Raw genomic sequence first — 19,255 nt, 5'->3', positions numbered from 1 at the left:
TAAAGGAGAGCCCGTTTACGGGCGAGAAACTGATGCTTTATCGCCGTTTTGAACAACTGATCGACGTGTTTCGCGACGCCCCGACGGCCGCTCCGCCGGATCGCGTTCTCCCTTTTTATACCTACTACCTCAAGCAGGTCTGGCCAAGCTTCGCCGCCCTGCTGATCGTCGGCCTGTTCGGCGCACTGATCGAAGTGGCGCTGTTCAGCTACCTGAGCCGCATCATCGACCTCGCCCAAGGCACGCCCGGTGCCGACTTCTTCAAGGAACACGGCATTGAACTGGCCTGGATGGCCGTGGTGGCGCTGATCCTGCGCCCGGTGTTCGTTGGCCTGCATGACTTGCTGGTGCACCAGACCCTGAGCCCCAGCATGACCAGCATGATCCGCTGGCAGAACCACAGTTACGTGCTCAAACAGAGCCTCAATTTCTTCCAGAACGACTTCGCCGGGCGCATCGCCCAGCGCATCATGCAGACCGGCAACTCGCTGCGCGATTCGGCCGTGCAAGCGGTGGATGCGCTCTGGCACGTGCTGATCTATGCGATCAGTTCACTGGTGTTGTTTGCCGAAGCCGACTGGCGCTTGATGATCCCGTTGCTGAGCTGGATCGCCGCGTACATGGGGGCGCTCTATTACTTCGTGCCACGGGTCAAGGAGCGTTCGGTGGTGTCTTCCGATGCGCGCTCCAAACTCATGGGGCGGATCGTCGATGGCTACACCAACATCACCACGCTGAAACTGTTCGCCCACACCAACTTCGAACAGCAGTACGCCAAGGAAGCCATCGAAGAACAGACGGTGAAGGCCCAACTGGCCGGTCGCGTGGTCACCAGCATGGACGTGGTCATCACCAGCATGAACGGCTTGCTGATCGTCACCACCACCGGCCTGGCGCTGTGGCTGTGGACGCAGTCGCTGATCTCCGTGGGCGCGATTGCCCTGGCCACTGGCCTGGTGATCCGCATCGTCAACATGTCCGGCTGGATCATGTGGGTGGTCACGGGCATCTTCGAAAACATCGGCATGGTCCAGGACGGTTTGCAGACCATCTCGCAACCGGTCAGCGTGACCGATCGGGATGAGGCCAAACCGCTGGCCGTCGCCCGTGGCGAAGTGCGTTTCGAGCACGTGGATTTCCACTACGGCAAGAAGAGCGGGATCATCGGCGACCTCAACCTGAGCATCAAGGCCGGTGAAAAGATCGGCCTGATCGGGCCCTCCGGTGCCGGGAAATCGACCTTGGTCAACCTGCTGCTGCGTCTGTATGACGTGGAGGGAGGGCGAATCCTTATCGATGGCCAGAACATTGCCGATGTCGGCCAGGAAAGCCTGCGCGAGCGTATCGGCATGATCACCCAGGACACGTCGCTGTTGCACCGTTCGATCCGTGACAACTTGCTGTACGGCAAACCCGACGCCACCGACGCAGAGCTCTGGGACGCGGTCCACAAGGCCCGCGCCGACGAGTTCATCCCCTTGCTGTCCGATGCCGAAGGCCGCACCGGCTTCGATGCGCATGTCGGTGAACGCGGGGTGAAACTCTCCGGGGGGCAGCGCCAGCGTATTGCGATTGCTCGCGTGCTGCTCAAGGATGCGCCGATCCTGATCATGGACGAGGCCACGTCGGCACTGGATTCGGAGGTGGAAGCAGCGATCCAGGAAAGCCTGGAAACCCTGATGCAGGGCAAAACCGTGATTGCCATCGCTCACCGACTTTCGACCATCGCCCGGATGGACCGGCTGGTGGTTCTGGAAAACGGCAAGATTGCCGAAACCGGCACCCACGCCGAACTGCTGGCCCATGGCGGGTTGTATGCACGGTTGTGGCAGCACCAGACCGGAGGCTTTGTCGGCATCGATTGAGTCTTGTTCTCACCACAGATCCTGTCTGATCGTTCCCTCGCTCTGCGTGGGAATGCAGCCGGTGACGCTCCGCGTCACTGGACGCAGAGCGTCCCTTGAAGCATTCCCACGCAGAGCGTGGGAACGATCGGCCCTCGGCTACCTGCTGGAATTCTCTTGAAACCCTGCTGTACTCAGCCAAGGTTCTGGTGATGGTTCTGCAGTCCATCTGCTGGATGCGATAGACAGTAAAACCTCGAAAGGGCACGCTCTATGTCTCTATTCAAACGATCAGCGACAGAGTTGGTTGGTACGTTCTGGCTGGTGCTGGGGGGGTGTGGCAGTGCGGTGCTGGCCGCCGCTTTCCCGGAGGTGGGGATCGGTTTGCTGGGGGTGTCCCTGGCGTTTGGGTTGACGGTGCTGACCATGGCGTTCGCTATTGGCCATATCTCCGGTTGTCACCTTAACCCGGCCGTGTCATTGGGGTTGGTAGTCGGTGGACGCTTTCCCGCCAAGGAGCTGCCGGCGTACATCATTGCGCAGGTCATCGGCGGGATAATTGCAGCCGCATTACTGTACTTCATTGCCAGCGGCAAACCCGGTTTCGACCTGGCCGGTGGCCTGGCATCCAACGGTTATGGTGAACATTCCCCTGGCGGCTATGCCATGGCGGCAGGTTTTGTCTGTGAACTGGTGATGACGGCGATGTTCATCCTGATCATCCTCGGCGCCACCGACAAACGCGCTCCGGCTGGACTGGCCCCTATTGCCATCGGCCTGGGGCTGACCCTCATCCACCTGATCTCGATTCCGGTCACCAACACCTCGGTCAACCCGGCGCGCAGTACCGGCCCGGCACTGATCGTCGGCGGCTGGGCGATTCAACAACTGTGGATGTTCTGGGTGGCGCCACTGCTGGGCGCGATAGTCGGCGGCGTGCTCTATCGGTGGCTGGGCAAGGAAGACACTTAAGACCTGGGACGAGGATCAGTCTTGCCGATAAGGCAAGGCGGTCCTCGCCTCCTCGGCATACGCCAACACCCCAACGCGTTCTTGCTGCAGGAAGTCTTTGACCGCTGCTTTCAGGCCGGGATGGCGCAAGTAATGCCAGGAATGCGTGATCACCGGTTCAAACCCGCGAATCAGTTTGTGCTCGCCTTGGGCACCCGCGTCAAAACGCTGAAAGCCGTTGGCAATCGCATAATCCATACCTTGATAGAAACAAGTCTCGAAATGCAGTCGATCAAACTCGGCCAGACAACCCCAGTAACGACCGTAAAAACTGTCGCCACCCACCAGACTGAACGCCATGGCCACCGGTCTTGAGCCCTGTTTGGCCAACACCACCCGAATCGATTCCGGCATGCGCTCGGCCAGCAGGCTGAAGAATTCGCGCGTCAAGTAAGGCCTTTGTCGACGTACCGCATAGGTATTGGCATAGCAGGCGTAGACGAAATCCCACTGCGCCTGATCCAGTTGCCGCCCCTCAAGCCATTCGAACTCAATCCCCTGCCCCGCTACCTGTTCACGTTCTTTGCGCATCTGCTTGCGCTTGCGTGAACTCAGGACGTCGAGGAAGTCCTGAAAGTCCCGATAGCCGCGATTTTGCCAGTGGTACTGACAGCCTATTCGCTGCAACCAACCGGGTTGTTCGGCCAGTGCCGCGTCCGTAAACGAATCGGTGAAATTGATGTGCGCGCTGGAGAGCTCTTCAATCTCCAGATACCCCGGCAAGCTCTTGAGTAACTCGAAACCGTCCTCGACGCTGGCCGCCAGCAGCCGTGGCCCGCTGACCGGGCTGAAGGGCACGGCGGTCAATAATTTGGGGTAATAGTCGATGCCGGCTCGCTCACAGGCATCGGCCCAAGCGTGATCGAACACGTACTCGCCGTAAGAATGCCACTTGCGGTAACTGGGCAGCGCGGCGATCAGCCGATCACCTTCCATGTGCAACAAATGCTCGGGCTGCCAGCCGGAATGCGGCCCAAGGCTGCCGCTGTCTTCCAGCGCACTGAGAAAGGCGTGGCGCAGAAATGGCTGATTCTCAGGCACCAGGGTGTCCCAGGCCTGGGGGGCGATTTCAGACAGATTTTCCAAACGTTGCAGCGGCATCAACTTCCTCTCCACTTCTTGCGTGAAAGCCTCGCGAGTATCGCTTATCGCCACCGGTTGCACACACGCGTTTCGCCGACAAACGTCCGAAGAAAAAGTTCAAACAGCCTTTTTATCGTCATCTAGACGCCATCACTTCGCCACTGCTTTGTCATAAACCATCGCGATACTGGCGCCTGTTTTTATAGCGCCGGGTTATACCCGGCCACTGTTTTCCGTCCATCAATGGTCGGTTGTGCCCTGGATGGCTCAGTCATCCACTCTCATCTTCGGAGATTGATATGCGTCTTGCTTCCACGAAAACTGCGGCGGCCCTGTGTGGCGGGCTGTTGCTGGCCATGAGCGTTTCCGCCAGCGCCGCAGTCGACGCCAAACTGCTCGACATGCTCAAGGCTAACGGCTCGATTACCACTGCGCAGTACAGTGAACTGCAAGCTGAACTGGCCCGGGATCAGAAAGATCAGCAAATCGCCCGTCAGGCTCAGCAAGAGACCAACGAGCAGATCGCAGCAACCGCGAAGAAAACCACTGAACTGAGCACCTTCGACCAGAAACTGGCGTGGGCTGCCAAGACCCAATTCAAGGGCGACGTGCGCTTCCGTGAGGAAACCGTACACAACGATGGCGTTCCAAACAACAAAGACCAGGATCGCCAGCGCATTCGTGCCCGCCTGGGTGCCTACAGCGAAATCAACCCGCAAGTCGACACCGGCATCCGTATCGCCACCGGCAACAACGACGATGCCCGTTCCACCAACCAGGACCTGAACAACTACTTCGACAAGAAGTCGATCTGGCTGGACCAGGGTTACGTCGACTACCACCCTGACGCGATCAAGAACCTGCACCTGGTTGGCGGCAAGATGCCACAGCAATGGGTGAGCATGGGCGACATCATCTGGGATAGCGACATCAACCCGGAAGGCCTGGCTGCGACCTACAAATACCCGCTGAGCGGCAGCACCGAGTTGTTCGGTAGCGCCGGTCACTACACCCTCAAGGACAACGTCGACGGTGAAGGCGTGCAGTTCAAGCATGACCTGCGTCTGTACGCCGGCCAGTTGGGTGCACGCTTCGCCATCACCGACAGCATGAAAATGACGTTGGGCGGCAGCATCTATTCGTATGACAACGACAGCAACAGTGCTTGCCCGACCACCGGCACCGTCACCGCGCCATGCGCACTGGCCGTCAACGGCAACAGCCCGGGCGAAACGTTCAAGCTGTATGAAGGTTTTGGTCAGCTCGACTTCACCAACCTGCCAGTACCGCTTTCGTTGTACGGTCAGTACGTCAACAACAAAGACGCGAGCAACGACCAGGACACTGGCTGGTTGGCCGGCGTCAAGTCCAAGTTCTACGGCTTCGCAGTGGACTACAACTACCGCGACGTCCAACAGAACTCTGTGGTGGGTGCCTTCACCGACTCCGACTTCGCCAACGGCTACACCGGTTCGCGCGGCAGCAAGCTGAAAGTGAGTTACGAGTTGGACAAGAACTTCAACCTCGGCGCCACGTACTTCATGGCTAACTCCGACTACACCAACGCCAGCATCAAGAAGACCGATTCCGACATCAACACCCTGCAACTGGATGCTGAAGCGAAGTTCTGATTTACCCCGCTACACGACCCGGGCAAGGAAGCCCGGGCCGCTTTTACAGTCTGGCGTGGATGGATTGATCCCCATCATCCGTTCGGCTCATCCACGCGAGCCTGTTTCTTGATCCGCGCGATAAATATCCTCTGCTACGGATTGTCCTTGCGACGCTCGGCAGCGAGACGTTCAGCCAGTGCATCAACGTCTGGCACCGTTTCTTCCGGCATGGCACGCAACGTCGCCTGCATCAGCCGCATCTGACGAATGAACCGCCGACAATTACGGCAGAACATCAGATGATGCCGAACCATCAACTTCTCGCGAAAGCTCAACTGACCGTCGAGATAATCGCTGGAGCGCGCCACTTGTTCCTTGCAGGTCAACATTCCCCTGTCTCCTCAAAATGCTCCACGGTCGCAAATACCTTCAACCGTGCCCGATGCAGCAGCACGCGAACATTGGAGAGCGAGATGTCCAAAAGATTACAGATCTCCTCCAGCTCGAGCCCCTGACGCTCGCGCAGTAATAACACGCTGCGTTGCAGTTCCGACAGACTGAGCAACGTATAGTCCAGGCATGTGCGCAGCTCGGTTTCGAGCAGTAGCGCTTCCGGGGTGTCCTGATGCCAGGCAAACGGCGCCACCAGCCAATGGCCATCGCCGGATGAGAAACGATCGTCATCGATGGTGCCGTGGGGGGATGGAATGTCATCAAGCAGCACCTCGCGGCGGTTTTGCTTGTAGCGACCTTTGGCCGCGTTGGCGGTGATGGTCAGCAACCAGGTCTTGAGGCTCGAACGCCCTTCGAACTTGCTCAGGTTACGCACCACCGACAGCCACGCATCCTGCACTATTTCGTCGGCATGCCGACTGCCGACAATGGCATACGCCACCGCGCGCATGGCGCTTTGGTAGGTGCTGACCAACTCTTTGAAAGCGCGTTGCTCCCCTGCCAGCAATCGTTCCAGCAATTGCGCGTCATCAGCCGCCATCAAACAGTTTCCTTGTTCTGAACTCGAATTTGACTACAACAGGACGTCACCCAAAGGTTGTCCTGCTGTCATTTCCGAAAGTTACAGCGTCCTGACGGTTTCGAATGTAGGAAACTTCATCACAACTCAAGGAAAACGCTCAAAAACACTCGATTAACGCTTGCGCAGTAGCACGCTGCCAATCGAGTAACCGGCGCCAAACGAACTGAGCACCGCCAGGGAACCGGCAGGCAGATCATCCTGGTTCTTGTGAAACGCAATCACGGAACCGGCGGAACTGGTGTTCGCGTAAGTGTCGAGAATCACCGGTGCTTCTTCTTCGGTGGCCTCGCGACCCAGCAGTTTCTTGACGATCAGGTGGTTCATGCTGAGGTTGGCCTGGTGCAGCCAGAAGCGCTTCACGTCGCTGACGTTGAGCTGGTTTTCTTCCAGGTGCGTAGCGATCAACTCGGCAACCATTGGGCAAACATCGCGGAATACCTTGCGGCCTTCCTGCACGAACAGTTTGTCCTTGGCACCGATGCCCTCTTCCGCCGCGCGGTTGAGGAAGCCGAAGTTGTTGCGGATGTTGTTGGAGAACTTGGTCAGCAGCTTGGTGCTGACGATGTCGAACTGGTACTTGGACGTCGCCAGGTCAGCACGCTCGATGATCACCGCCGTGGCCGCGTCACCGAAGATGAAATGGCTGTCGCGGTCGCGGAAGTTCAGGTGGCCGGTGCAGACTTCCGGGTTGACCATCAGGATGGCCCGGGCCTGGCCCAGTTGCACGCTGTTGGCGGCCGCCTGAATGCCGAAGGTCGCCGAGGAGCAGGCAACGTTCATGTCGAAACCGAAACCCTGGATGCCCAGCGCTTCCTGGACTTCGATGGCAATGGCCGGGTAGGCGCGTTGCAGGTTGGAGCAAGCGACGATCACACCGTCGATGTCCGCAGCGGTCTTGCCGGCGCGTTGCAAGGCTTGTTCGGCGGCGCCGATGGCCATTTGGCACAGCACCGACCACTCGTCGTTCGAACGCTCCGGCAGGCGTGGTGCCATGCGTTGCGGGTCGAGAATACCGTCCTTGTCCATGACAAAGCGGCTTTTGATGCCAGAGGCTTTTTCGATAAACGCCGCGCTGGACTCGGTCAGCGCCTCGATCTCGCCATGGGCAATGGCCTGGGCGTTGTCGGCGTTGAATTGCGCGACGTAGGCGTTGAAAGACTGCACCAGCTCTTCGTTGGAGATGCTGTTGGCCGGGGTGTACAGGCCGGTGCCGCTGATGACGACGTTATGCATGGTCGTTTCTCTAATCTGTTCAGGCAGAAAGCATTGGCACCGACGTACCAACACACAAAGGGTCTATTCCCATCCGGGGGACGCAAACCTGGCATCGCTTTATTCCGACCTGCCCGCGGCCGTAGAGGCTCAAAACCGTGGGGCCGGTGTTTATAGGCGCGAAGTTTGCCATAAACGTTAGAATTTGGCGCCTTTTGCTGGATAAAGCACCTTCCTCAAACGCAAGGGCGTATCGGTAGGAGCACGGCTTGCCGGCGATGGCGTCCTTGAGGCCGCCATCGCGAGCAAGCTCAGCTCCTACAACCCGAGGGTTCTACGGTTCGACCTGGGTCCACTGTTTATTCAGGCGCTTGTCGGAAATCGGCACCTTCGTCCCCAATTGCTGGGCGAACAGCGAAACCCGGTATTCCTCCAGCCACCAGCGATAGAGCTCCAGCTGCGGATCGCGTTTGCCTTCCTGGGCATGTTTATTGGCGCGAGTCTGGTACTGGGTCCAGAGGCCGGACAATTCGCCGCTCCACACCCGGTCTTTCTGCACCTGAGCGCCCAGCTTCTCGAAACGCTGCTCGATTGCCTTGAGGTAGCGCGGCAATTCCTTGAGCCACTGCATCGGCGTCTCCCGAACGAAGCCCGGATACACCAGGTGACTGAGCTGCTGCTTGATGTCGTTCAGGGCCACCGCTTGCGCCAGGTCGATCTTGCCCTTGAAGCGCTTTTGCAGGCCATGCCACAGCTTGAGGATTTCCAGTGTCAGCTTTGCCAGACGCTCCGCGTGCTCGGTCCAGCCGCCGCGCTTGCGCTCGGCCAACGCCGCCAACCCGGCGCCGTCGCGCGGCAATGGGTCTTCACCGTCGAGAATGCAGCTGTCGAGGCTGGCCAGCAGAATGTCTTCCACCAGGCTATCGACGCGCCCCATGTCGCGGTACATCAGGCCCAGCTCAGTCAGGCCCGGCAACTTACTGCGCAGGAACTTCGCCGGTTCGGCCAGTTGCTGCATCAGCAAGCGCTGCAAGGCGCGGCGATGCTGGAACTCGGCTTCGGCCGGCGTCGAGAATCGACCTTCCTTGACCGTGCCGCCCTCTTCCACCAACGCCGGATAAACCGTCATCGACAGCCCGGCGATCTTTTGCTGGGTTTTCTCGGCCACGGCGGCAAAGACTTTCGCCTCCACCGGCTGCTGGCTTTTCGCGGTTTGCGGTACCGCCAACGCCGCCTGACTGGCTTCGGCAAATCGTGCGGTCAACTCCGCCAGATCACGTCCTTCGCCCAGGAACTTGCCCTGGCCGTCGACGATTTCCAGGTTCATGCGCAAATGACTGTCGACTTGCTGCGACGCCTCCGCCCACGCTTCATCGCTGACCCGCGCACCGGTCATGCGCAGCAATTCACGGCCCAGTGCCTGAGGCAACGAGCCCTCGGCGAACGTCATGCGCTGCAACGCCGCTTTGACGAAGTCCGGCACCGGCACGAAATTCTTGCGCAGTGCCTTGGGCAGGTTACGCACCAGCGCGATGCACTTGGCTTCGATCACACCCGGCACCAGCCATTCCAGACGTTCCGGCGGCAGCATCGGCAATAGCGGCGCCGGCACCCGCAAGGTCACACCGTCGCGCGGATGATTGGGTTCGAAGTGGTAACTCAGCGCCAGCTCCAGATCGCCGATATGCAGCGTGTCCGGGTAATGCAGGGCGGTGACTTCGCTGGCCTCGCGAGCCAGCACGTCTTCTTCGCGCATGATCAGCAACTGCGGGTCTTTCTGGCTGTTGATCCGGTACCAGCTGTCGAAGGTCGCCGTCTGGTGGATCTCTGCCGGCAGCCGTGCATCGTAGAAGGCGAACAGGGTTTCTTCGTCGGCGAGGATGTCGCGACGACGGGCCTTGGCTTCCAGTTCGTCGAGTTGTTCCAGCAACTGCGCGTTGGCCGACAGGCATTTGGCTTTGGATTGAATCTCGCCGCGCACCAGGCCTTCACGAATGAAAAACTCACGGGACACCACCGGGTCAATCGGCCCGTAATGCACCGGCCGGCGACCGACCACGATCAGCCCGAACAAAGTGATCTGCTCGAACGCCACGACCTGGCCGCGCTTCTTCTCCCAGTGCGGTTCGAAGTGGTTTTTCTTGATCAGGTGCCCGGCCAGCGGTTCGATCCAGTCGGCGTCGATCTTGGCGACCATGCGCGCGTAAAGCTTGGTGGTTTCCACCAGTTCGGCGGTCATCAGCCATTGCGGGCGTTTCTTGCCGATCCCCGACGAGGGGTGAATCCAGAAGCGTCGCTGGCGGGCGCCGAGGTAATCGCCGTCTTCGGTTTTCTGGCCGATCTGGCTGAGCAGCCCCACCAGCACCGCTTTGTGCAGTTTCGGGTAGTCCGCCGGCTCTTTATTAATGTGCAACTGCATGTCGCGGCAGATCAGGCTCAACTGACGGTGAGAATCGCGCCACTCGCGCAGGCGCAGGTAGTTGAGGAAGTTCTTGCGACACCAGTTACGCAACGGGCTGGCCGTCAGCGCCTGGCGTTGTTCTTCGAAACCACGCCACAGATTGACCAGCCCGGCGAAGTCCGAGTCCACGTCTTTCCACTGCGCGTGCGCCTGGTCCGCCGCTTGCTGACGCTCCGGTGGACGTTCGCGCGGGTCTTGAATCGACATGGCGCTGGCGACGATCAGCACTTCCTGCAAACTGCCGAGTTTCGCTGCTTCCAGCAACATGCGGCCCATGCGCGGGTCCACCGGCAAACGTGCCAATTGACGCCCGAGCGGAGTCAACTGACTGTTGCGGTCCACGGCCGAGAGTTCTTGCAGCAAGTTGAAACCGTCGCTGATGGCTTTGCCGTCAGGTGGTTCGATAAACGGGAAATCGGTGATCTCGCCCAGGCGCAGGTGCAGCATCTGCAAGATCACGGCGGCGAGGTTGGTCCGCAGGATTTCCGGGTCGGTAAATTCCGGACGACCGATGAAATCGTCTTCGCCATAGAGGCGGATACAGATACCGGGCTCGACCCGACCACAGCGACCTTTACGCTGGTTGGCGCTGGCCTGGGAAATGGCTTCGATGGGCAGGCGCTGGACCTTGGCGCGATAGCTGTAACGGCTGATGCGCGCGGTGCCGCTGTCGATCACGTAACGAATGCCCGGCACCGTCAGCGAGGTTTCGGCAACGTTGGTCGCCAATACGACTCGGCGTCCGGGGTGCGACTGGAAAATCCGCTGTTGCTCGGCCGGCGACAGCCGTGCGTACAACGGCAGGATTTCGGTGTGCTTGAGCTGGGCCTTGCGCAGCATGTCGGCCGCGTCACGAATCTCGCGCTCACCGGGCAGGAACACCAGCACATCGCCGGGACTCTTGCGCTCACTGCGTTCGAACGCGGCGATTTCATCGAGGGTGGCGAGGATCGCCTGGTCCACAGTCAAGTCATCTTCGACGCGGTTGCCCTCTTCGTCCTGCTCCAGCGTCAGCGGGCGATACCAGGTTTCTACCGGGAAGGTACGGCCGGAGACTTCGACAATCGGCGCGTCGTCAAAATGCTTGGAGAAGCGCTCCAGGTCGATGGTCGCCGAGGTGATGATGACTTTCAGGTCCGGGCGACGCGGCAGCAGGGTTTTCAGGTAACCCAGCAGGAAGTCGATGTTGAGGCTGCGTTCGTGGGCTTCGTCGACGATGATCGTGTCGTAGCGTTCGAGGTAGCGGTCGTTCTGGGTTTCCGCCAGCAGGATGCCGTCGGTCATCAGCTTGATCAGGGTGTTGGAATCGCTCTGGTCCTCGAACCTCACCTGATAGCCGACCAGCGCGCCCAGCGGCGTCGCCAATTCTTCGGCGACCCGGCTGGCGACGCTGCGCGCCGCAATTCGACGGGGCTGGGTGTGGCCGATCAGGCCATGCTGGCCGCGACCGATTTCCAGACAGATTTTCGGCAACTGAGTGGTTTTACCCGAGCCGGTTTCGCCGGCAATGATCAGCACCTGATGCTTGAGCAGCGCTTCCTTGATTTCGTCGCGCTTGGCGGCGATGGGCAGGCTGTCGTCGTAACGAATCACCGGCAGGCTGGCGCGTCGCGCCAACACCTGATCACAGGACGCCTGCAGGCGCGTCACCCACAGGGCCAGCTTGGCCTCGTCAGGTTTCTTGCGCAGCTCAAGCAACTGCCGCCGCAGCCGGTGACGGTCGGCGAGCATGGCGTGATCGAGGTTTTTCAGCAGTTTGTCGATGGAGGGCGATTCGTCGGTCATCAGGTACGCAATTCAGTCGTCTAGTGGCGCAGGGGGGCGATTGTCGCAGATTTAAAGGACGAACGAGATCCCTTGTAGCGCCGACGTTCGGTTCCGTAGCTGTCGAGCCCCGGCGAGGCTGCGTTCGGCTCCGTAGCTGTCGAGCCCCGGCGAGGCTGCGTTCGGCTCCGTAGCAGCTGTCGAGCCCCGGCGAGGCTGCGTTCGGCTGCGAAGCAGTCGTCATTCGGACTACCCCGGTTTACCTGAAACACCGCGTGTGCTGATTTTACGACCGCTTCGCAGCCGAACGCAGCCTCGCCGGGGCTCGACAGCTGCTACGGGCGTGCGGGTCTGGTTATTCGTTATCGAGGCCTTTGCGTCGATACGGGAACACATCAATCACCTTCCCCGCCCGAATCGCCTCTTGCAGGCTTTTCCAATAATCGGCGTTGTACAACTCACCATGCAGCTGATCAAACAGGCGCCGCTGCCCCCAATCTGCAAACAGGAACGGCGGAAACTCCTCGGGAAACACATCCAGCGGCCCGATCGAATACCAGGGCTCGGACGCCATTTCGTCTTCCGGGGTGCGCGGCTGCGGGATGTGCCGGAAGTTGGCTTCAGTCAGGAAACAAATTTCGTCGTAGTCATAAAACACCACGCGACCGTGCCGGGTGACGCCGAAGTTTTTCAGCAACATGTCGCCGGGAAAGATATTCGCCGCCGCCAGTTGCTTGATCGCCAGGCCGTAATCCTCCAGCGCCTCATGCACCTGCGCCTCGTTGGCGTTTTCCAGGTAGAGGTTCAACGGTGTCATCCGTCGTTCGGTCCAGCAGTGGCGAATCAACACGGTGTCGCCTTCGAGCGACACCGTAGAGGCTGCCACGTCGAGCAATTCCTCCAGGCACGCCGGATCGAACTTGCTCAGCGGAAAACGGAAATCGGCGAACTCCTGGGTATCCGCCATACGCCCGACGCGGTCAACGCTTTTGACCAAACGGTATTTCTCGATCACCGTGGCGCGGTCGACGTTCTTCGAGGGCGAGAAGCGGTCCTTGATGATTTTGAACACGGTGTTGAAACCCGGCAGGGTAAACACGCTCATGACCATGCCGCGCACACCGGGGGCCATGATGAATTGGTCGTCGGTGTTGGCCAGGTGATTGATCAGCGCCCGGTAGAACTCGGACTTGCCGTGCTTGTAGAAACCGATCGAGGTGTACAGCTCGGCGATGTGCTTGCCCGGCAAAATGCGCTTGAGGAAACCGATGAACTCCGCCGGCACCGGCACATCGACCATGAAATACGAACGGGTGAACGAGAAGATGATCGACACATCCGCTTCATCGGTGATCAGCGCATCGATCTGAATCCCGCGGCCTTCACGGTGCAGCAGCGGAATCACCAGCGGCCACTGTTCGTCCTGGGTGTAGATGCGCCCGACCAGGTACGCACCTTTGTTGCGGTAGAGCACCGAGGAAAACAGTTCGACGCTCAATTCCGGGTCCTTGCACACCCAGTCCGGCAGATTCTCGCGCAACTGCGCTTCGAGGCGGCTCAAGTCGCCGGCCAGATCAGCGTAATCCTCACTGAAACGGTAGTCGGCAAAAATGCTCGCGAGCATGCCGGACAACTGGCCCTGAGGTTTGTAGGTGCGGGTTTGCGCGGCGCGAGCCCGGCGCAGGCTTGGGCGGGTGGTGTGGATGAACATGCAGCCGTCGCTGATCAGGTCATGGCTGAACAAGCCGCAGAAGATCGAGTTGTACCAGGTCTCGGACAGTTCATCGTCGAAACGCAGGTCGATCAGCGTGATGTACGCGCTTTTGACCAGCGGCCAGCAACTGACATCCAGCGTGTCGGCGTCAAACGCGATGCGCAGGCGCTCGACCGTTTCGCCGACTTTCTCTTCGTAAAGATTGATCCGCGCCGCCGACGCGATTTGCGTTTCCTGCCACTGGGCCTGTTCGAAGCGGGCCCGGGCGCCGTCGGTAATCTGACGGAAATGCTCGCGGTAATCGTCAAAGCCATCGAGGATCATTCGGGCGATATCGGCGGCTGGCCATTGCTGCGGCATGGTGAGACCTCTGCGGGAATTTTCGAGCCCTGAGCTTAGCCAGTGAACCGGGTCGAGGAGAAGCGTAATTTTCGGCCCGGATTGATTGCTCGTTTTTCGGTTGCCATCAATCGGGCGCTCGGCAACACTCTCGTCCCGATCAAGGAAGGAGTGCACCGTGAGCCCCGTCGATATCGTTCGTTTACTGTCACTGGCGGCCATTTGGGGTGCGAGCTTTCTGTTCATGCGCATCATCGCCCCAGTGATTGGCACAATCCCCACGGCTTTTTTCCGTGTGTCGATTGCCGCCGTCGGCCTGCTGGTAATTGTCGCGTTGATGCGCATCAGCTGGGATTTCAAAGGCAAGCTCAAGACCGTGATGCTGCTCGGGGTAATCAACTCCGGGATTCCGGCGACCCTGTATTCCGTGGCCGCCCAAGTGTTGCCGGCCGGGTACTCGGCGATCTTCAACGCCACGACGCCGCTGATGGGCGTGCTGATCGGCGGGTTGTTCTTCCATGAAAAGCTCACCGCGGCCAAGCTCGGCGGGGTGTTTCTCGGGCTGCTCGGAGTTGGCGTGCTGACCCGTGCGGGCCCGGTGGCGTTCGACATGCAATTGCTGATGGGCGCCCTCGCCTGCCTGATGGCCACGACGTGCTATGGCTTCGCCGGCTTTCTCGCCCGCCGCTGGCTGGACCAGGCCGGTGGTCTCGACAGCCGTTTGTCTGCGTTGGGCAGCATGCTGGGTGCGACGCTGTTTCTGTTGCCGTTGTTCGGGTACAGCGCGATCAGCCAACCGCCGGCGAGCTGGGGTGGCTGGAATGTCTGGTTGTCGTTGCTTGGGTTGGGGCTGGGATGTACCGCGCTGGCGTACGTCATTTACTTCCGGTTGCTGAGCTCGATCGGGCCGGTGAGGTCGATGACCACGACCTTCCTCATCCCGCCGTTCGGGGTGTTGTGGGGCGCGTTGTTGCTGGATGAGCCGCTGTCCATGGCGCATATCTATGGCGGGGTGTTGATTGCGGCGGCGTTGTGGCTGGTGTTGAAACCGGCCAAAAAGGTAACCCAGTAATTTTGTGGTGCTGCTGATGACGCCATCGCGGGCAAGCCCGCTCCCACAGGGTTGGGTATTGAACACAGAATCTGTGCACGACACCCATCACTGTGGGAGCGGGCTTGCCCGCGATGGCGTCAATTCAGACACTACAGAGGTGAATCGCTAACCTCCCCATCCACCAACCGCCGAATCCCCAGCGGATTGGCGTTCTGCAACGGCTCAGGCAGCATCGCATCCGGGTAATTCTGGAAGCACACCGGCCGCAGGAATCGATCGATCGCCAGCGTCCCCACTGACGTTCCCCGCGAATCGGACGTGGCCGGGAACGGCCCGCCATGCACCATCGCCTCGCACACCTCGACCCCGGTCGGATAGCCGTTGAGCAAAATCCGCCCGACCTTTTCCTGAAGCGACTCGGCCAGCCAGCGGTATTCCAGCAACTCCCCGGCCTCGCCAATCAGCGTCGCCGTCAATTGCCCGCGCAATCCGTGCAACGCCGCCGCCAACTGCGCCTGGTCTTCCACCTCGATGACGATAGTCGTCGGCCCGAAGACTTCTTCCTGAAGCAGTTCATCGCCCTTGAGCAACAGACTGACATCAGCCTTGAATACCTGCGGTTGCGCCTGATTGCCCGCTTGCCGTCTGCCTGCCAGGTGCGTCAGCCCCGGATGTTCGTGCAACTCCGCGAGCCCTCGGCTATAGCTGACCAGGGCACCGACGTTGAGCATGGTTTGCGCCGGTTGCTGGTTCATGCTCGCGCAAAAAGTTTCCAGGAAGGAGCTGAACTGCGGCGAACGCAGGCCAATGACCAACCCCGGATTGGTACAAAACTGACCACACCCCAGCGTCACCGAACCGGCCAGTTGCGCAGCGATTTGCTCACCGCGTACCGCAAGCGCTTCGGGCAACAAGAACACAGGGTTGATGCTCGACATCTCGGCAAACACCGGGATCGGCTGCGGCCGGGACGCGGCCAGCTGGCTCAGGGCATTGCCGCCCTTGAGCGAACCGGTGAAGCCCACGGCCTGAATCGCAGGGTGTTTGACCAGCCACTCACCGACGCCCCCGCCGTAGACCATGTTGAACACGCCGGCTGGCATTTCGGTGCGTTCGGCCGCCCGGATGATGGCGTCCGCTACCCACTCAGCCGTTGCCATGTGACCGCTGTGAGCCTTGAACACCACCGGACAACCGGCGGCCAATGCCGAAGCGGTATCGCCACCGGCGGTGGAAAACGCCAGTGGAAAGTTACTCGCGCCGAACACGGCGACTGGCCCTAAAGCGATGCGGTACTGACGTAGGTCCGGACGCGGCAACGGCTGGCGGTCCGGCAGTGCCCGATCAATTCGTGCACCGTAGAAATCCCCGCGACGCAGAACCTTGGAGAACAACCGCAGCTGGCCGCTGGTGCGTGCGCGCTCACCCTGGATACGCCCTGTGGGCAGTGCGGTTTCGCGGCAAACGGTGGCGACAAAATCGTCACCGAGTGCATCGATTTCATCGGCAATGGCATCGAGGAATCGTGCGCGTTTTTCCGCGCTCAGGCTTCGGTAGATCGGGTAAGCGGCAGCCGCTGCTTGGGCGGCGGCAGACACTTCGGCTTCCGACGCCTGAATGAAGGTGCCCGGCAGCGGCTCGCCGGTCGTCGCATCAAGGCTTTGCAGGTGCAAGGTCCCATTGGCGCTGCGGCGACCGCCGATGTAGTTGTGTCCGAGTGGCAATGTCATGAGGCTTTCCTTTTGAACACTCAAAGCGCACGAACCTGACCGATAGCCAATGGCTGGGCACTTTCGCCGATACCGTTGACTAAAGGCGCGCCGAACTCGTCGAGGCTGATCTGGAAACGATCCCCCGGCCGGGTTTTGACCCCATCGGCAAACGACAACGTGGCGGTGCCGAAGTAATGCACATGGACATCGCCAGGGTGCAAAAACTGCGCATATTTGAAGTGGTGGAATTCAAGGTTGGCGAGGCTATGGCACATGTTGTCTTCGCCGCTGAGAAACTCCTTCTCCCAGATCGTTTCGCCGTTGCGCTTGATCCGGCTGGTACCTGCCAGGTGTTTGGGCAACTCACCGATGCGCAGTTCCGGCCCATAAGAACAGCAACGCAACTTCGAATGCGCGAGGTACAGGTAATTGCGCCGTTCCATCACATGGTCAGAGAACTCGTTGCCCAGCGCATAACCGACGCGATACGGCTGGCCGTCATCGCCGATGACATAGAGGCCGGTCAGCTCCGGTTCCTCACCGGCATCTTCAGCGAACGGCGGCACCGGGAAGTCCGCGCCGGGGCGCACGACGATGCTGCCGTCGCCTTTGTAGAACCACTCCGGTTGCGCGCCCACCTCACCGGCCGCCGGTTTGCCGCCCTCAAGACCCCACTTGAAGATGCGCATGGTGTCCGTCATGCCGGCTTCGACTGCGCCGTCATGCTGGTGCATTTTGTCCCGCGCCGAAGCACTGCCCAGGTGAGTCAGGCCGGTGCCGCTGATCAGGCAATGGGCCGGGTCTTCGTGGTCCAGCGGCGGCAGGACGCTGCCTTGGCGCAATAGCTGCGCATAGTCCGGGCCGGGCTCGGTGCCGCGCAGGGCCACTTCTTCTTGCAGGCTGCGCTGGCCGCGGATCGCCGCGAGCGCCAGTTCGCGAGTGTTGCGGGTGTCGCGCAGCACCTGAATCTGTGCCCCATCAACCAGGCCAACCTGGCGCTGCCCGGCGGTGTTTTCAAATTGAATCAGGCGCATGACGGCCTCCAGAAAGTCGGGGATGGCGCCGCAGGCATGCGACGCCTCAAGGTCACTCGATGATGTTGAAGTCACTCAGGTATTCATCGGAGATTTCCAGGCCCAGGCCCGGCGTGTTGTCGTCGAGCTGGATGTAACCGTTGACCGGTTGAGGCTCGCCCTTGAATACGTAGTAAAAGAGTTCGTTGCCGACTTCGACGTCGAATACCGGGAAGAACTCGGCCATCGGCGAGGCGGTGGTGGACATGGTCAGGTGATAGTTGTGCATCTGCCCGGCATGAGGAATGACCGGCACCGACCAGGCTTCGGCCATGGCGTTGATTTTACGTGCGGCGGTGATGCCGCCAACGCGGTTGGTGTCGTACTGGATCACGTCGACGGCGCGGCGCTCCAGCAGGTCTTTGAAACCGTATGAGGTGAATTCGTGCTCGCCGCCGGAGATTGGCATGATCCCCATTTTTTTCAGCTCGATGTAGCCTTCGATGTCGTCGGCGATCACCGGTTCTTCGAGCCAACGCGGTTCGAATTCGGCGAGTTTGGGCAACATGCGCCGCGCATATTCCAGGGTCCAGCCCATGTAGCATTCGAGCATGATGTCGATGTCGGGGCCCGCCAGATGGCGCAACGCGCGCACTTGCTCGATGTTCTTGCGCATGCCCGCCGGGCCGTCTTTCGGGCCGTAGCCAAAGCGCATCTTCAGCGCGGTGAACCCCTGATTCAGATAACCCTGGGCTTCTTCGAGGAACAGGTCGAGGTTGTCGTTGGCGTAGAGCTTGGAGGCGTAGGTCCAGATTTTTTCCTTGGTGCGTCCCCCGAGCAACTTGAACACCGGTTTGTTCACGGCTTTACCCATGATGTCCCAGATGGCGATGTCGATCGCCGAGATCGCCGCCATGCCGATGCCTTTGCGCCCCCACGCGTGGCTCTGACGGTACATTTTCTGCCAGATGTATTCGTTGTCGAACGGGTCTTCGCCGATTGCAATCGGTGCCAGGTAGGTGTCGATGATCTCCTTGGCTACACGTGGCGCGAGGGCGCAGTTACCGATGCCGACCAGACCGGTATCGGTCTCGACTTCCACCACCAGCCAACCGTGAAAACGGAACGAGCCCATGGCATCGCCACGCTCGAACAGGATGTCGCTGGCGTTAGTGCAGAAGTGCGCCTGAGGCGGAACGACTTTGCCTTTCCACTCAAAAACGCGGGTACGGATTGCTTTGATTTTCATGAATACAGTTCCTTGCGCTGCCGGCTTCTTGTAGTTGTTGAGTCGCGTACGCCGAGCCGCTCGGGGGCGGGTTCCGGGCATTCGATGGAGCGACTTTAGCCAGCGCTCGGGGGGCGCGGATAATCACTTATGCGTATCCGGCGATAACCT

Annotated in this window: 13 protein-coding genes; 4 read left to right on the top strand and 9 right to left on the bottom strand. The window is 60.1% G+C overall.

The genetic code is table 11. From position 1 onward, the window contains the following. The first annotated feature begins 32 nt into the window (after window positions 1-32). Both LOY55_RS07005 and aqpZ read left to right on the top strand, forming a co-directional pair. Window positions 33-1,865 (top strand): ABC transporter ATP-binding protein, encoded by a 1,833-nt coding sequence (locus LOY55_RS07005; protein WP_258667825.1) that lies wholly within the window; start codon window positions 33-35, stop codon window positions 1,863-1,865. 252 nt (window positions 1,866-2,117) lie between these two features. Next, on the top strand, window positions 2,118-2,816 hold the full coding sequence (gene aqpZ, locus LOY55_RS07000) for an aquaporin Z (protein WP_109787974.1): 699 nt from the start codon (window positions 2,118-2,120) through the stop codon (window positions 2,814-2,816). Window positions 2,817-2,831: 15 nt separating this feature from the next. Here the strand turns inward: aqpZ and LOY55_RS06995 are convergent, their stop codons facing one another. Beyond that, the gene (locus LOY55_RS06995) at window positions 2,832-3,956 is read right to left on the bottom strand and encodes a GNAT family N-acetyltransferase (protein ID WP_223522424.1); all 1,125 of its coding nucleotides are present in this window, start codon (window positions 3,954-3,956) and stop codon (window positions 2,832-2,834) included. A gap of 281 nt (window positions 3,957-4,237) precedes the next feature. Here LOY55_RS06995 and LOY55_RS06990 point away from each other — a divergent pair, with 281 nt between their 5' ends. Further along, complete coding sequence (locus tag LOY55_RS06990) at window positions 4,238-5,569, top strand: putative porin (protein ID WP_046033329.1); 1,332 nt, start codon at window positions 4,238-4,240, stop codon at window positions 5,567-5,569. A gap of 134 nt (window positions 5,570-5,703) precedes the next feature. On the opposite strand, the gene LOY55_RS06985 is transcribed toward LOY55_RS06990, so the two are convergent. The 5 genes from LOY55_RS06985 to aceK all read right to left on the bottom strand — a co-directional run bounded on the left by LOY55_RS06985 (window position 5,704) and on the right by aceK (window position 14,098). Then, the gene (locus LOY55_RS06985; protein ID WP_046033328.1) at window positions 5,704-5,940 is read right to left on the bottom strand and encodes an anti-sigma factor; all 237 of its coding nucleotides are present in this window, start codon (window positions 5,938-5,940) and stop codon (window positions 5,704-5,706) included. Beyond that, entirely contained in the window at window positions 5,934-6,548 is a 615-nt protein-coding gene (locus LOY55_RS06980) for an RNA polymerase sigma factor (RefSeq protein ID WP_258667823.1), read from the bottom strand. Before LOY55_RS06980 ends, LOY55_RS06985 begins: the two co-directional genes overlap by 7 nt. A gap of 150 nt (window positions 6,549-6,698) precedes the next feature. Next, complete coding sequence (locus LOY55_RS06975) at window positions 6,699-7,820, bottom strand: beta-ketoacyl-ACP synthase III (protein WP_223522423.1); 1,122 nt, start codon at window positions 7,818-7,820, stop codon at window positions 6,699-6,701. 313 nt (window positions 7,821-8,133) lie between these two features. Continuing rightward, window positions 8,134-12,045: an ATP-dependent RNA helicase HrpA gene (hrpA, locus tag LOY55_RS06970; RefSeq protein WP_109787969.1), complete on the bottom strand. Its 3,912-nt coding sequence runs from the start codon at window positions 12,043-12,045 to the stop codon at window positions 8,134-8,136. 334 nt (window positions 12,046-12,379) lie between these two features. After that, the gene (gene aceK / locus LOY55_RS06965) at window positions 12,380-14,098 is read right to left on the bottom strand and encodes a bifunctional isocitrate dehydrogenase kinase/phosphatase (protein WP_046033324.1); all 1,719 of its coding nucleotides are present in this window, start codon (window positions 14,096-14,098) and stop codon (window positions 12,380-12,382) included. Between the two features lie 157 nt (window positions 14,099-14,255). Here aceK and LOY55_RS06960 point away from each other — a divergent pair, with 157 nt between their 5' ends. Then, window positions 14,256-15,149, top strand: coding sequence for a DMT family transporter (locus tag LOY55_RS06960; RefSeq protein WP_046033323.1), 894 nt, complete (start codon window positions 14,256-14,258; stop codon window positions 15,147-15,149). Window positions 15,150-15,280: 131 nt separating this feature from the next. Here LOY55_RS06960 and LOY55_RS06955 read toward each other — a convergent pair whose 3' ends face one another. Genes LOY55_RS06955 through LOY55_RS06945 form a run of 3 tightly spaced genes read right to left on the bottom strand, consistent with a single transcriptional unit; the run spans window position 15,281 to window position 19,105 of the window. Beyond that, complete coding sequence (locus tag LOY55_RS06955) at window positions 15,281-16,861, bottom strand: aldehyde dehydrogenase (NADP(+)) (RefSeq protein WP_223522422.1); 1,581 nt, start codon at window positions 16,859-16,861, stop codon at window positions 15,281-15,283. Between the two features lie 20 nt (window positions 16,862-16,881). Next, window positions 16,882-17,877 (bottom strand): AraD1 family protein, encoded by a 996-nt coding sequence (araD1, locus tag LOY55_RS06950; RefSeq protein ID WP_223522421.1) that lies wholly within the window; start codon window positions 17,875-17,877, stop codon window positions 16,882-16,884. Between the two features lie 52 nt (window positions 17,878-17,929). Then, a complete protein-coding gene (locus LOY55_RS06945; RefSeq protein WP_109787964.1) occupies window positions 17,930-19,105 on the bottom strand; it encodes an L-rhamnonate dehydratase in 1,176 nt (391 codons plus the stop codon). Window positions 19,106-19,255: the final 150 nt, after the last annotated feature.

Source organism: Pseudomonas sp. B21-040 (assembly GCF_024748695.1).
GTDB lineage: Bacteria > Pseudomonadota > Gammaproteobacteria > Pseudomonadales > Pseudomonadaceae > Aquipseudomonas.
This window is presented reverse-complemented; position numbering and strand designations above follow the sequence as displayed.

Coding starts and splice junctions, on each gene's coding strand:
- hrpA (WP_109787969.1), bottom strand. CDS start 12,045: ATGACCGACGAATCGCCCTCCATCGACAAACTGCTGAAAAACCTCGAT.
- LOY55_RS06945 (WP_109787964.1), bottom strand. CDS start 19,105: ATGAAAATCAAAGCAATCCGTACCCGCGTTTTTGAGTGGAAAGGCAAA.
- LOY55_RS06955 (WP_223522422.1), bottom strand. CDS start 16,861: ATGACATTGCCACTCGGACACAACTACATCGGCGGTCGCCGCAGCGCC.
- LOY55_RS06990 (WP_046033329.1), top strand. CDS start 4,238: ATGCGTCTTGCTTCCACGAAAACTGCGGCGGCCCTGTGTGGCGGGCTG.
- LOY55_RS07005 (WP_258667825.1), top strand. CDS start 33: ATGCTTTATCGCCGTTTTGAACAACTGATCGACGTGTTTCGCGACGCC.
- aqpZ (WP_109787974.1), top strand. CDS start 2,118: ATGTCTCTATTCAAACGATCAGCGACAGAGTTGGTTGGTACGTTCTGG.
- LOY55_RS06975 (WP_223522423.1), bottom strand. CDS start 7,820: ATGCATAACGTCGTCATCAGCGGCACCGGCCTGTACACCCCGGCCAAC.
- LOY55_RS06995 (WP_223522424.1), bottom strand. CDS start 3,956: ATGCCGCTGCAACGTTTGGAAAATCTGTCTGAAATCGCCCCCCAGGCC.
- LOY55_RS06985 (WP_046033328.1), bottom strand. CDS start 5,940: ATGTTGACCTGCAAGGAACAAGTGGCGCGCTCCAGCGATTATCTCGAC.
- araD1 (WP_223522421.1), bottom strand. CDS start 17,877: ATGCGCCTGATTCAATTTGAAAACACCGCCGGGCAGCGCCAGGTTGGC.
- aceK (WP_046033324.1), bottom strand. CDS start 14,098: ATGCCGCAGCAATGGCCAGCCGCCGATATCGCCCGAATGATCCTCGAT.